Origin of the sequence: Nocardia abscessus (assembly GCF_015477775.1) — a bacterium.
In the GTDB taxonomy this organism is placed as follows: domain Bacteria; phylum Actinomycetota; class Actinomycetes; order Mycobacteriales; family Mycobacteriaceae; genus Nocardia; species Nocardia abscessus_A.
In genome coordinates this window covers 218048-230135 of the sequence record NZ_JADLQO010000015.1, presented here as the reverse complement: position 1 = coordinate 230135, position 12088 = coordinate 218048, and the positions used below count along the sequence as shown (strand labels likewise).

Sequence of the window (12088 nt, the reverse complement as noted above, 5' to 3'; positions counted from 1 at the left end):
CGACCACGAGAAATCCACATCGTCCCCGAACTCCCCAAAACCCGCAGCGGCAAAATCATGCGCCGCCTCCTGCGCGACGTCGCCGAAGGACGCGAACTCGGCGACACCTCCACCCTGGTGGACCCGAAGGTGTTCGAATCGATCGCCCGCGGGTAACCACCCCAGAGCGGCGGACCCGGCCACAAAGCAGATGAGGGGGTCCGGGTCCGCCGCTCGCCCCTCGGTTCGCGGCATCGCTGTCCTACGACACGCCCGGTAGCGACGTATGAGCACACCGGATTGAACCGCAGGGCTGCCCTACTCCGTTGACGAGGCGAAAGCGGCACCGACGCGATGGCGGCCGCGCCTTCGAGGAGATCCGATGAAGAGACTTGGGCCCTTGCTCACCCTGGCGGCGGTAACGGAACCCGACATGACATTCGACGAACAACCCCATACCCGCCGCAGTGTGGTCATCGCCGGTGTGGGCGTCGCCGCCGCGACGGCGCTCACCGCCTGCGCCACCTACGGCAAAGATGAGGCCGCACCCGCGCCGAATCCCGCTCCCGCCACTCCCGGCAACCAGCCCTCCGACGCGGACCGGCCCGCGAACGCGCTCGCCAGAACGGCCGACATCCCCGTCGGTGGCGGCGTGATCGTCGGTGACACCGTGGTCACCCAGCCCAGCCCGGGCAGCTTCCTCGGCCTCTCCTCGGTGTGCACGCACGCGGGATGCAAGGTCGCCACCGTGTCCGGCGGCACCATCAACTGTGCCTGCCACGGCAGCAAGTTCGCGCTGGACGGCTCGGTGGCCAAGGGCCCGGCCACCAAACCCCTTTCCCCGAAAAGCATTCGGGTCGACGGTGATTCGGTTGTCGCCGGGTGAATCGGACGGCCGGGTTCAGGCGCCGCCGAACAACTCGGCCATCCGGCGGTCCATCTCGTCGGGCGGCACGTCCTCCACGTGGGTGGCCACCGTCCAGCGGTGGCCCCACGGGTCCTCGAAGGCGCCGCTGCGGTCACCGTAGAACTGCTTGGTCATGGGCGTGAGTTCCCTGGCGCCTGCGGCCAGCGCGGCGGCGAAGGCGGCGTCGGCGTCCTCGACGTACACGTACAGGTTGACGGGGGTGCCACCCACCGTCTTCGGATCGAGAAAATCCATATCGGGGGCGGGATCGCCGAGCATGACGACGGAATTGCCGAACATCAGCTCGCAATGCGCGATCTTGCCGCCCGGCCCGGGCATTCGCATGCGCTCGGTGGCACCGAAGACGTTCTTGTAGAAATCGATCGCCGCCGCCGCGCCGTCGATCGCCAGCCCGGGCGATATCACCGGATATCCATCGGGGATGGGTTTGACATCAGACATGGGGAACCTCCGGTCGAGGCTTGTGTCGGACCATGTCGAGCCTATTCCCGCGACCGGCGCACGTGGCCGGTTCGTCGGAAATCACGGACCCGCCACCCCTCGCAGCCTGCGCACCTGGGCCGCGGTGAGCGCGCTGAGGACACCGGGGTCCACCGACTCCGGCGCGGTCACCGCGACCTGCACCAACGTGCTTCCCACCTGGACGATCGTCACCGACGACCCGAGCGTCAGGTCGTCGCTGGTGGTGCGCACCTGGAAGGGGGCGCCCGCATCGCCCGCGGGCGGCTGGTCGAGCCCGCCGATGCGGTAGTCCACCGCGATGTCGGAGTCGTCGGCGCTGGAATAGTGCGCGCAGCGCCGCAGGATTTCCTGCACGTCCGAAAATGCGACCCCGACGGTGTCCGGCGGATAACTGGCCGCGTCGATATCGATGCTGGAGAAATTCGGTCCCGCGAATTGCGTGGACGCCCGAGCGAGCGCGCCGGTGCGTTGCGTACCGAGCGGGGCGAGCACCTTCCCGCATTCCGCCGGATTCGTCGGCGAGGAGCCGATAGCGCTTCCCTCGGCGTCGGCGGGCGGCGGGAGCGCGGTGAAGCCCGCGGGTAGGTCGGCGTCGCCGAGCAGTCGATCGCGCAGCCGAGCGGAATCGGTCTCGGGGCCCGTGGTCACCGGGGCCGCGGCCACCACGGACCCCAGCGTCGGAAGGTCGGGCGCTTCGGCCGCTGCGCGGTCCTGCGCGCCGCATCCGGCGACGACCACGAAGGGTGCGACCGCCGCCACCAGGCCGCGGGCACGGATCATTCGGTCCACGACACCTGCGTATCGATCGTCTGCCGCAGCGTGCTGCCGCTGTTCGGGTCGCGGTAGGCCTGATGACCGCCGACGGTGATGGACCCGGCCACCGGCAGGGGCAGCCCGAGGTCCACCGTGATGGTGCCCGCGCCCTGCATCACGTAGTCCCGGATGTCCAGGGTGCCCGCGTTGTTCGGGAGGTTCCACACCGGCGACTTGGGCTTCTGGGTGACGTGCAGTTCGATGGTGAGCCGATCCCCCTCGCGCTTGCTCAGCGTCGCGGTGGTCACCTGGTCGAGCAACACGCCGCCGGTGACCTCCTGGCGCACCGTCCACACCGCGCCCTCGCCGACGGGCTCGTCGGGAAAGGCGATCGAGCGATAGACGGCCTGGTAGAACGCTTGCTCGAGGGCGGCGCGAGCGGTGTTGGACGCGTCCGGAGCCGGCTCGAGCCGCAGTGCGGTGATCGTGCCCAGATCGCTGAGATCGAAGCCGGCGTGCGAGCCGCCGATCTTGGTCAGCGCCTTGGCCAGCGTCGGATCCGGCGAGGTGACCGTGCCGAGAGTCAGATCGATGCCCTCCGCGGTCGTCTGCGCGGTCATCGGAATGGTCAGCGCCGGGGTGGAGAAGTCGCGCTTCGGCTGCTCATCGATCTGCTGTTCGATGTGGTGCGCGGTGTACAGCGTGACCCGCTGCACGGTGCCCGCCGGATACTCCGGCCGCAGCAGCGACCTCGGCTCGGCACCGGCCGATTCGACCGTGGCCACCGCGGCCGCGATCGGCACCGTCACTTCCTTGCCGATTCCCAGCGGCTCGGTTCCGTCGGGTTCGCCGAGCGATTCGGCGCCGTCGCCGCAACCGACACCGAAGGCCGAGAGCCCGACCGCGAGCACCATGAGCAGCACACCCGAGCGCGCGATCCGGGGAAGGTGGGGGGAAGACAACACCGTCACGTGCAACAGGGTACGACCGCTTCCTGAGTGTCGGCTGGGACATGCGGGTGCGCGCCGGTCGGCGTGCCACGCGAGCACGGCCGGCCACCCCGGCCGAGGCAATCGGACGGCGCGCACCGGGCGTGATCGCGCTCGAGAGATGATGGTCGGCGTGAGTGACGACCGGCCGCCCGAGGAAATCCCAGCGAACACCGCCGATCCGACGACCTCGTCGGCTCCACCCCAGCGCTTGCGGACGCTGCTCGTCCTCGCCGCGGTCGTGCTCGGCCTGGATCTGCTCACCAAGACCATCGCGGTCGCGAACCTGACACCGGGCGATCCGGTGCCGGTCATCGGTGATTTCGCGCGCCTGAGCCTGGTGCGCAATCCGGGCGCGGCGTTCTCCATGGCCACCGGCATGACCTGGTTGCTGACCCTGGTCGCCGCCGCCGTCGTCGTCGGTGTGGTGCGCATCGGCCGCACGCTGCGCTCGCTGGGGTGGGCGATCGGATTGGGTCTGGTGCTCGGCGGCGCGCTCGGCAACCTGATGGACCGGCTGTTCCGTGCGCCAGGCCCGCTCCAGGGACACGTGGTGGATTTCGTCGCGGTGGGCTGGTGGCCGGTGTTCAACGTCGCCGACTCGGCCATCGTGTGCGGGGCGATCCTGCTGGTGGTGCTGACCGTGTTGGGTTTCGAACCGAACGGCACCCGGGTGGGTCACGGCAAACCCGGCGAAGCGAGCGAGGGCAGCGCGGCATGAGGGAGACCAGGACCATGCCCGTCCCCGACGGGCTCGACGGTATGCGCGTCGACGCGGGTCTGGCCCGGCTGCTCGGGCTGTCCCGCACCGCGGTGGCCGCGCTCGCCGAGGAGGGCTCGGTGCAGCTCGACGGCCTCGCCGCGGGCAAGTCCGACCGGCTGACCGCGGGCGCCTGGCTGGAGGTGGTCTTCCCCGAGCCGAAGCGGGAACTGACCATCGAGGCCGAACCGGTGGAGGGCATGAAGATCCTCTACGCCGACGACGACATCGTCGCGGTCGACAAGCCGGTCGGCGTGGCCGCGCACACCGGCGTCGGCTGGAGCGGGCCGACCGTCGTGGGCGGGCTCGCCGCGGCCGGATACCGCATCTCCACCTCGGGCGCGCACGAACGGCAGGGCATCGTGCACCGCCTCGACGTCGGCACCTCCGGAGTGATGGTGGTTGCGCAGTCCGAGCACGCGTACACGGTGCTGAAGCGCGCGTTCAAGCAGCGCACGGTCGACAAGCGGTACCACGCGCTGGTGCAGGGGCATCCGGACCCGAGCAGCGGCACCATCGACGCCCCGATCGGCCGGGCCCGCGGCAACGACTGGAAGTTCGCGGTCACCGCCGACGGTCGCCCGAGCATCACGCACTACGACACCGTCGAGGCGTTCCAATCGGCCAGCCTGCTGGACATCCACCTGGAGACCGGGCGCACCCATCAGATCCGCGTGCATTTCTCCGCGATCCGCCACCCCTGCTGCGGCGATCTCACCTACGGCGCCGACCCGCGCCTGGCCGAGCGGCTCGGGCTGCAACGCCAGTGGTTGCACGCCCGGCAGCTGGGCTTCCAGCATCCCGCGGACGGCCGCTACCTGGAGATCACCAGCGAGTACCCGGATGACCTGAAACACGCGCTGGACGTCCTGCGCGATGCCTGAGCGCCGGGTGCCGCCGTGGCGCCGGGTCCTCCTCGGCGCGGCGGCGGTCGCCCTGGTCGCGTCGGTGTTCGCGCTCGGAGCGCTGAATCCGCCGTACCGTGCCCCGGTCTCCACCGATCGGCTGGGACCCGACCGGGGCGAGCAGGTCGCGGATTACCTTGCCCGATCCGTTGATTCGCTGAACGTGCAGGACGACGAACAGCACTGGGCGCTGGTGTCGTTCACCGAACCCCTTACCTCCGAACGGATTCCCGCGCACAGCGGCGGATTGCGCATCGCCCAGGTGCTCTACCGGGTGCCGATTCCCCGCGTGCAGACGCCGCTGGTCGTCGTGCCGGTCCCGGAAGGGATTGCCGCGGCGATGGATTCGGCGCCGTACGCGGCCTGGCTGCTTCCGCGGCCCGCCGACGACCGCTCCGCGCGTGTGATCGAGGTCTCCGCCGCACGACTGCGGGGCGGCTGCGCCTGCGTCGTCGGGCTCGTCGTCCGAGGTTCCCCGGCGCAACTGCGGAACCTGGCCGTCCAGAACGGTATCCGCGCGGTCCAGGCACTGCCCGCCGACGCCGTGGCGGGCAGCTTCGCGGTGGTACCCCTGTTGCCCGACTACCGCGACGTCGTCCTACCGGGTCCCGACGACGGACCTGTCCCGGAGCCGTGAGCGTCAGCCTGCCGGTCTCAGTCCGGCAGGGTGACGACTCCATCGAGGTAACGGCGGCATCGTCCGAACAGGAGCACGCGGTCGCCGGTCAGTTCGCAGCGCAAGCTTCCTCCGCGGCGCGAGAGCTGCCTGGCCCGCAGTTCGGTGCGGCCGAGTCGCTCGCTCCACAGCGGAACCAGCTGGGCGTGCGCCGATCCGGTCACCGGATCCTCCGGGACGCCCACGCCCGGGGCGAAGAACCGGGAGACGAAATCGACCGAGTCGCCGGGCGCGGTGACGATCGCGGCCCGCGGCAGCGCGGGGAACGCCGACAGCACCGGCGCGACATCGCGCACCTCCTGTTCGGTCGCCACGACGAGCACCTCGTCGGTACCGGAGTACGCGCGCACCGGGCGCACCCCGAGCGCCGCGACGAGCGCCGGATCGGGCCGCACCGGAACGCTCGGCACCACCGGCAGATCGAGGACGAACTCGTCGTCGTCGGTGCGGTCGACGTGCAGCCAGCCGCTGCGGGTGTAGAAACTCACCCGGTCCTCGCCGGGGTGCATGTCGGCCAGGATCTGCGCGGCGCTGGCAAGGGTGGCGTGCCCGCACAGGGCGACCTCCACCCGCGGTGTGAACCACCGGAGGTGGAAAGCGGGCCACTCGCCCGGCGGCACGCCCGCCTCGGGAGGTAATTGCGACGTATAGAACGCGGTCTCGGCGAGGTTGTTCTCCTCGGCCAGCTGTTGCAGCAACGCATCCGGCAGCCACGACGGGAGCGGCATCACCGCGGCCGGGTTGCCCGAGAACGGTGCGTCGGCGAACGCGTCGATCTGGTGCAGCAGTACCTCCATAATCTCCAGAAGGTACTCCAACTCTGAATGGCCGCTTCGCACAAGGCTTCTCGTGGCGCGCCGAGTCAGGCGTCCAGTCTGTCAGGCGGCTCCGCCGGGCGAACTCGGCAACAGTTGCCGCTCGTCGCCGCGCAGCGCCGCGCTCACCCACCAGACGGCCTCCACGAGCACGATGCCGACCAACCCGCAGACCACCGCCGCACCGGTGAGCGCGAGGTTGGAGGGGTCGAGTTTGAAGAACTCGCGGGTGAACGGAACGGTGAACAAGAAGACGTACGCCGCCACCGACACCGCGATCAGCACCACCTTCCACCAGACGTAGGGCCGGGCGACGATGGCAAGCACCCAGACCGCGATCATGATCAGCGTGATGAGGGCGGTGGTGCCCGCCTGCACCTTCTGCTCCTCACCGGCGTTCGGCCCGGCATAGGCGATCAGGTACGCGACGAAGGTGGCCACGCCGATCACCACGCCCGACGGGATGGCCAACCGCATGACCCGCCCGACGAACCCCGTGCGGGCGCGCTCGTTGTTGGGCGCGAGCGAGAGGATGAACGCCGGGATGCCGATGGTGAACCAGGCCGCGATCGTGACGTGGCGCGGCAGGAACGGGTAGCCGATGGGCTCGTAGCCGAAGATCTGGGAGCCGACCCCGGCGGCGCCGACCAGAAAGGCGAGCAGCACGGAATAGACGGTCTTGGTGAGGAACAGGTTCGACACCCGCTCGATGTTGCCGATCACCCGGCGCCCCTCGCCGACCACGTACGGCAGGGTGGCGAACTTGTTGTCCAGCAGGACGATCTGCGCCACCGCCCTGGTGGCGGGGCTGCCCGCGCCCATGGCCACGCCGATGTCCGAATCCTTCAGCGCTAGAACGTCGTTCACTCCGTCGCCGGTCATCGCCACGGTGTGGCCACGTGATTGCAGGGCTGCCACCATGGCGCGCTTCTGGTCCGGACGAACGCGGCCGAAGGTGGTGTTGCGGTCCAGCACGTCGGCCAGTCCGTCGCGGTCCTCCGGCAGCTCCCGCGCGTCGATCGGGCGGTCGCCGCCCGGCAGGTCGAGCGAGGAGGCCACCGCGCCGACCGATACGGCGTTGTCGCCGGAGATGACCTTGATCGAGACGTCCTGGCTCGCGAAGTAGTCGAGCGTGTCGCGGGCGTCGGGCCGGACCTTCTGCTCCAGCACCACCAGGGCGGCGGGCCGCACGACGCCGGGCGCGTCCGGCGCGTCCACCGGACGGTCGCCGCGCGCCAGCAGCAGGACGCGCAGACCGGAGGCGCCGAGTTCCTCGGCGACTCGCGCGTCCGGCGAGCCCGGGTCGAGCAGCACGTCCGGCGCGCCGAGTACCCAATCGCCGTGCTCGCCGTACGAGCAGCCGCTCCACTTCTTGGCCGAGGAGAACGGCGCGACGGCGGTGCGCTGCCAGCCGGGACCGTTCGGCAGTTCCTCGGCGATCGCCTGCACGCTCGCGTTCGGCCGCGGATCGTCGGCGGCGAGCGCGGCCAGCGCGGTGCGGACCTCGCTGTCGTCGAAGCTCGCCAATGTCTTGATATCCGACAGCCGCATGCCGTTCTCGGTCAGCGTGCCGGTCTTGTCCGCGCACACCACGTCGACGCGGGCCAGCCCCTCGATCGCGGGCAGCTCCTGGACCAGGCACTGCCGCCGGCCGAGCCGCACCACGCCCACCGCGAACGCGATCGAGGTCATCAGCACCAGCCCCTCGGGCACCATCGGTACCAGCGCCGCCACCATGCCGGTGACCGCGGGCCGCCAGGTCTCCTCGCTGGAGACCAGCTGGTTGTAGATGCTCAGCAGACCCGCGGGAATGAGCAGGTAGGTGATGAACTTCAGGATCTTGTCGATGCCGCTGCGCAGTTCGGAGTGCACCAGGGTGAACTTGCTCGCCTCCTCGGCCAGCTGCGCCGCGTAGGCGTCCCGGCCGACCTTGGTGGCGCGGTAGGCGCCGGAACCGGAGACCACATAACTGCCCGACATCACCGGAGCGCCGATCGCCTTGTCGATCGGATCGGCCTCCCCGGTGAGCAACGACTCGTCCACCTCGAGCTGGGCGGACTCCTCGACCGTGCCGTCCACCACGATCTGGTCGCCGGGACCGAGTTCGATCAGGTCGTCGAGCACGACCTCGTGCGGCGCGACCTCGACGGCCACGCCGTCGCGGCGGACGGTCGGCTTGGCCTGGCTGACGATGGCCAACCGGTCCAGGGTGCGTTTGGCCCGGATCTCCTGGATGATGCCGACCGCGCTGTTGGCGACGATCAGCAGGCCGAACATGCCGTCGATGATCGATCCCGTGGCCAGCACCAGGACGAAAAGGACGCCGAGGATGGCGTTGATCCTGGTGAAGACGTTCGCGCGCACGATGTCGCGGACCGAGCGGCTCGCCCGATCCGGGACGTCGTTGGTCCGCCCGTCGCGGCGACGTTGCTCGACCTCTGCGGCGGTGAGTCCGGTGGCGCCAGAGGCCTGCAGGGTAATCGACATGACCGCAAGGCTACGTGACAACTACGTTCGTCCTCGTGCGGCGAAGCAGGTCCATCCCCGGTGTGACGTTCGGAACGAGCGCGTACTTCCTGTGGGGACTGTTCCCCGCGTTCTTCGGTTTGCTGGCGTTCGCGAGCCCGGGTGAGGTGGTGGCTCAGCGGATCGTCTGGACGCTGGTCGTCGTGCTCGCGGTGCTCGCCGTGAGCGGTCGGGTACGCGAGTTACGCGGCATCGGCGGCCGCGTCTGGCGCCTGGCTGCCGTCGCCTCCGCCGCGATCACGCTCAACTGGGGCGTGTACGTCTACGGCGTCATCTCGGGTCACGTCGTGGAGTGCGCGCTGGGCTACTTCATCAACCCGTTGGTCACCGTCGCGTTCGGCGTGGTGATCTTCCGCGAGCGGCTGACCGGGGCCCAGTGGGCCGCGCTCACGCTCGGCGCGACCGCGGTGGCCGTGCTCACGGTCGACTACGGCAGGCCGCCGATCATCGCCCTGGCCTTGGCCTGTTCCTTCGCCACCTACGGTCTGGTGAAGAAGGTGATCCCGTTGGACGCGCTGCGCGGCATCGCCGCCGAGGGCATCGTCGCCGCGCCGTTCGCGCTGGCGTTCGCGATCGGGCTCGCGGTCACCGGGCACAGCGACTTCACCTCCAGCCCCGCGCACACCGCGCTGATGGCGGCCACCGGACCGGTCACCCTCGTCCCGCTGCTGCTGTTCGCGGTGGCGGCCCAGCGGGTCGCCCTGTCCACCATGGGCCTGCTGCAGTACCTCACGCCCGCACTCCAGATGGCCTGGGGCGTCGCCGTCGCGCACGAGCCGATGCCCGCCTCCCGGTGGGCCGGTTTCGCCCTGATCTGGGCGGCGCTGGCGATCTTCACCACCGACGCGCTGCAACGAACCCGGCGCGCGCGTCGCGCATCGCACGCCGATTCCCCGGCGTCCGACCGCCTCTCCGGCTAGGCAGGCTGCCGCGCCTTCCGGGCGGGAGGATCCGGGTGGGCGCGACGAACCGGTTACGAGCGCAGCGCCGACCGCCGCATGCGACGAGACGATTCGGTACTACGACGACGGGCCGGCCGCCGAGACGAACCCGGCGACCGGCCCGACCGGTCGTGCGAAATCAGCCGCAGGCCACCGACTGCTGGCCGAGGTTGGTCAGCATGGTGCAGGCCCACTGCTTCTGGATCTTCCACTTGCCGTTGTCCGCGACGAACGGCACGTCGACGATGTTCTCTTGGCCGTTGAGGATGAACTTGGCCTTCGCGTTCACACTGTCGCCGAACGAGGTGACGTCGGTGACCTCGATCTTCACGTCGGCGCCGGCCGCGGCCTGGGACAGGCGGTCCGGCAGCGTCGGATCGGCCTCGGCGCCCTGGACGTTGTCCAGCTTCTCCGAGGCGGGCACCGACGGGTCCAGCGCACGGGCGAGGGCGGTGTTCAGCTCCGCGGGGGTCGGGACCGCCGGCAGGTTCGCGCTCGCGGTGGCCGACGCCTTGGCGCTGGTCGACGTCTTGGCGGCGGGCTTGCTGTCCTTGTCGTCGCCACCACAGGCGGTCAGGCCAAGCGCGGCGACGATGGCCAGTCCGGCGATCGCGATGCGTCCAGTCTTACGAAGCTTCAACTGCTCGTCCTTTGCGTTCGAGAGGTGCGTGTCGGGTTCCACCGTGGCAGCCGCCACCCGAACCGGCGGCGCTGCACGAGGTCCCAGGCTACCGGCACCGGGCGGCGGCGCCCGGATCCACACGGAACCGACGAATGTCGTCGGCAGCGAACGTACGCGTCGGGCGGGGGTATGTCGAGCCGTCGGCGCGGCCGCGTCAGAGCAGACTACCCAGCGGATCGGCCCGGGTCAGCGCCGCATCGTCGGCGGCGAAGGTGCGCGCGGGACCCGGGCCGGTGGAACGGGTTTCGAAGCGCACGGTCACGACACCGTGCCCGGCGCCCTGCACCCAGCCGTGGCCGTGCTCGGGATGTGTCACATCCATGCCGGGATGCCAGACGGCGACGGGCAGCGCGGGCGCGACGGTGTGCGAGGGCTCGCCGAGGTCGGCGGGCAGCGCCGGTTCCGGCTCCGGTTCCGATTCGGCGCTCGCGACGGCCGGGCCGCGATCGAGTTCGGGGAACAGCGACTCCTGGCGGACAGTGGACAGGCCGCCGTAGCCGACCCCGACGAGCCGGATCGGCCCGAGTTCCCTCGGGTCGAGCGCCGACCGCTGCGCGGCGGCGGCGAGCGTGGCCAGGTCCTCGGTGGCGTAGGGCAGCGTGAAGGAACGGGTGACGATGGTCATATCGGACTTCTTCAGTTTGAGCACCACCGTGCGGGCCGCCCGGCCGTCACCGGTCAGGCGACGGTGCGCCGCGGCGGCCATGTCCTCGATGGCCGGGCGCAGCTGGTCGAGACTGACGATGTCGGTTTCGTACGTGGTCTCGGCACTGATCTGTTTCGCTTCGGTGCGTTCGGCGACCGGGCGGTCATCGATGCCGCGGGCCAGCCGGTGCAGCGCCGCGCCCACGCTGCCGCCGAGGATCGACATCGCCTCCGATTCCGGCAGAGCGGCGAAGGCGCCGACGGTCTCGATGCCGAGGGAGCGCAACCTGCTCTCCGCGACCGGCCCGATCCCCCACAGCTTGCGCACCGGAAGACCCGCGAGCAGACGGGGCTGCTCGATCGGCGAGATGACCCGGATTCCATCGGGTTTGGCCAAGCCGGAGGCGATCTTCGCCAGTTGCTTTCCGGTGCCCGCGCCCACCGAGGCGGTCAACCCGGTCCGTTCCCGCACCACCGCGCGCAGTTCCTCGCAGAACGCGTGCACCTGCGCCACCGTCGCGCCGGCCAGCTCGGCCGGTTCGCCGAACGCCTCGTCGAACGACAGTGTCTCCAGCACCGGGATCCGGCCGCGCAGCGCGTCGAAGACCTGACCGCTCACCACGCCGTAGACCGCCCCGCGCGGCGGCACCACCACCGCGCCGACACCGACCAGCCTGCGCGCCTGATGCATCGGCATCGCCGAGCGGGCGCCGTACACCCGCGCCTCGTAACTGGCTCCGGCCACCACCCCGCGCCCGCCCGTCCCCCCGACCAGCACCGGCCTGCCGCGCAACGTGGGCCGGGTCAACTGCTCGACCGAAGCGAAGAACGCGTCCATATCGATGTGCAGCACCCAGCGCCGGGCGGCGCTGTCGGCGTCGGCGAGGGCGGGAGGATGCTGCCTGCCCACCGGGATGTCGCCGTGCGGGCCGATCCCGGTCGCCGCCGCGGGCGCGCGCTCGACGCTCGGCTTCTCGGTACGCACGGCTGCAATGTACGCCCGTCCACCGACAGCTCGGGGCAGGCG

At 70.5% G+C, this 12088-nt stretch carries 12 protein-coding genes; 5 read left to right on the top strand and 7 right to left on the bottom strand.

Annotated features, from left to right (window positions below):
• Nucleotides 1-412 precede the first annotated feature (412 nt).
• Nucleotides 413-865, top strand: coding sequence for a ubiquinol-cytochrome c reductase iron-sulfur subunit (locus tag IU450_RS30990; protein WP_195153280.1), 453 nt, complete (start codon nt 413-415; stop codon nt 863-865).
• A gap of 15 nt (nt 866-880) precedes the next feature.
• Here the strand turns inward: IU450_RS30990 and IU450_RS30985 are convergent, their stop codons facing one another.
• The 3 genes from IU450_RS30985 to IU450_RS30975 form a co-directional block, all read right to left on the bottom strand.
• Complete coding sequence (locus IU450_RS30985) at nt 881-1348, bottom strand: VOC family protein (protein ID WP_195153254.1); 468 nt, start codon at nt 1346-1348, stop codon at nt 881-883.
• Nucleotides 1349-1429: 81 nt separating this feature from the next.
• Nucleotides 1430-2149: a sensor domain-containing protein gene (locus tag IU450_RS30980; RefSeq protein WP_195153279.1), complete on the bottom strand. Its 720-nt coding sequence runs from the start codon at nt 2147-2149 to the stop codon at nt 1430-1432.
• Nucleotides 2146-3036 carry a hypothetical protein gene (locus tag IU450_RS30975; RefSeq protein ID WP_416382923.1) on the bottom strand — a complete coding sequence of 297 codons (891 nt, stop codon included), beginning with the start codon at nt 3034-3036 and terminating at the stop codon, nt 2146-2148. Before IU450_RS30975 ends, IU450_RS30980 begins: the two co-directional genes overlap by 4 nt.
• A 208-nt stretch (nt 3037-3244) precedes the next feature.
• Here IU450_RS30975 and lspA point away from each other — a divergent pair, with 208 nt between their 5' ends.
• The 3 genes from lspA to IU450_RS30960 are packed head-to-tail and all read left to right on the top strand — an operon-like array spanning nt 3245 to nt 5413.
• The gene (lspA, locus tag IU450_RS30970) at nt 3245-3832 is read left to right on the top strand and encodes a signal peptidase II (RefSeq protein ID WP_416382921.1); all 588 of its coding nucleotides are present in this window, start codon (nt 3245-3247) and stop codon (nt 3830-3832) included.
• Nucleotides 3829-4755 carry an RluA family pseudouridine synthase gene (locus IU450_RS30965; RefSeq protein ID WP_195153252.1) on the top strand — a complete coding sequence of 309 codons (927 nt, stop codon included), beginning with the start codon at nt 3829-3831 and terminating at the stop codon, nt 4753-4755. The genes lspA and IU450_RS30965 overlap by 4 nt, the downstream gene beginning before the upstream one ends.
• Complete coding sequence (locus IU450_RS30960) at nt 4748-5413, top strand: hypothetical protein (protein WP_195153251.1); 666 nt, start codon at nt 4748-4750, stop codon at nt 5411-5413. Before IU450_RS30965 ends, IU450_RS30960 begins: the two co-directional genes overlap by 8 nt.
• 17 nt (nt 5414-5430) lie before the next feature.
• Here IU450_RS30960 and IU450_RS30955 read toward each other — a convergent pair whose 3' ends face one another.
• Both IU450_RS30955 and IU450_RS30950 read right to left on the bottom strand, forming a co-directional pair.
• Entirely contained in the window at nt 5431-6249 is an 819-nt protein-coding gene (locus IU450_RS30955) for a PhzF family phenazine biosynthesis protein (protein ID WP_195153277.1), read from the bottom strand.
• Nucleotides 6250-6330: 81 nt separating this feature from the next.
• Nucleotides 6331-8754, bottom strand: a complete 2424-nt coding sequence (locus tag IU450_RS30950; protein WP_195153250.1) for a cation-translocating P-type ATPase — start codon at nt 8752-8754, stop codon at nt 6331-6333.
• A gap of 35 nt (nt 8755-8789) precedes the next feature.
• Between IU450_RS30950 and rarD the strand changes: the two genes are divergently transcribed.
• Nucleotides 8790-9713 carry an EamA family transporter RarD gene (rarD, locus tag IU450_RS30945; RefSeq protein ID WP_195153249.1) on the top strand — a complete coding sequence of 308 codons (924 nt, stop codon included), beginning with the start codon at nt 8790-8792 and terminating at the stop codon, nt 9711-9713.
• 160 nt (nt 9714-9873) lie between these two features.
• Here the strand turns inward: rarD and IU450_RS30940 are convergent, their stop codons facing one another.
• Both IU450_RS30940 and IU450_RS30935 read right to left on the bottom strand, forming a co-directional pair.
• Entirely contained in the window at nt 9874-10374 is a 501-nt protein-coding gene (locus IU450_RS30940) for a hypothetical protein (protein ID WP_195153248.1), read from the bottom strand.
• Nucleotides 10375-10570: 196 nt separating this feature from the next.
• Nucleotides 10571-11899, bottom strand: coding sequence for a DNA polymerase IV (locus tag IU450_RS30935; RefSeq protein WP_228835379.1), 1329 nt, complete (start codon nt 11897-11899; stop codon nt 10571-10573).
• Between the last annotated feature and the right edge of the window lie 189 nt (nt 11900-12088).

Bases quoted from the DNA above. Each gene is read 5' to 3' on its own strand.
- IU450_RS30990 (WP_195153280.1), top strand. From the start codon at position 413: ATGACATTCGACGAACAACCCCATACCCGCCGCAGTGTGGTCATCGCC.
- IU450_RS30985 (WP_195153254.1), bottom strand. From the start codon at position 1,348: ATGTCTGATGTCAAACCCATCCCCGATGGATATCCGGTGATATCGCCC.
- IU450_RS30980 (WP_195153279.1), bottom strand. From the start codon at position 2,149: ATGATCCGTGCCCGCGGCCTGGTGGCGGCGGTCGCACCCTTCGTGGTC.
- IU450_RS30975 (WP_416382923.1), bottom strand. From the start codon at position 3,036: ATGGTGCTCGCGGTCGGGCTCTCGGCCTTCGGTGTCGGTTGCGGCGAC.
- IU450_RS30965 (WP_195153252.1), top strand. From the start codon at position 3,829: ATGAGGGAGACCAGGACCATGCCCGTCCCCGACGGGCTCGACGGTATG.
- IU450_RS30960 (WP_195153251.1), top strand. From the start codon at position 4,748: ATGCCTGAGCGCCGGGTGCCGCCGTGGCGCCGGGTCCTCCTCGGCGCG.
- IU450_RS30955 (WP_195153277.1), bottom strand. From the start codon at position 6,249: ATGGAGGTACTGCTGCACCAGATCGACGCGTTCGCCGACGCACCGTTC.
- IU450_RS30950 (WP_195153250.1), bottom strand. From the start codon at position 8,754: ATGTCGATTACCCTGCAGGCCTCTGGCGCCACCGGACTCACCGCCGCA.
- IU450_RS30935 (WP_228835379.1), bottom strand. From the start codon at position 11,899: ATGGACGCGTTCTTCGCTTCGGTCGAGCAGTTGACCCGGCCCACGTTG.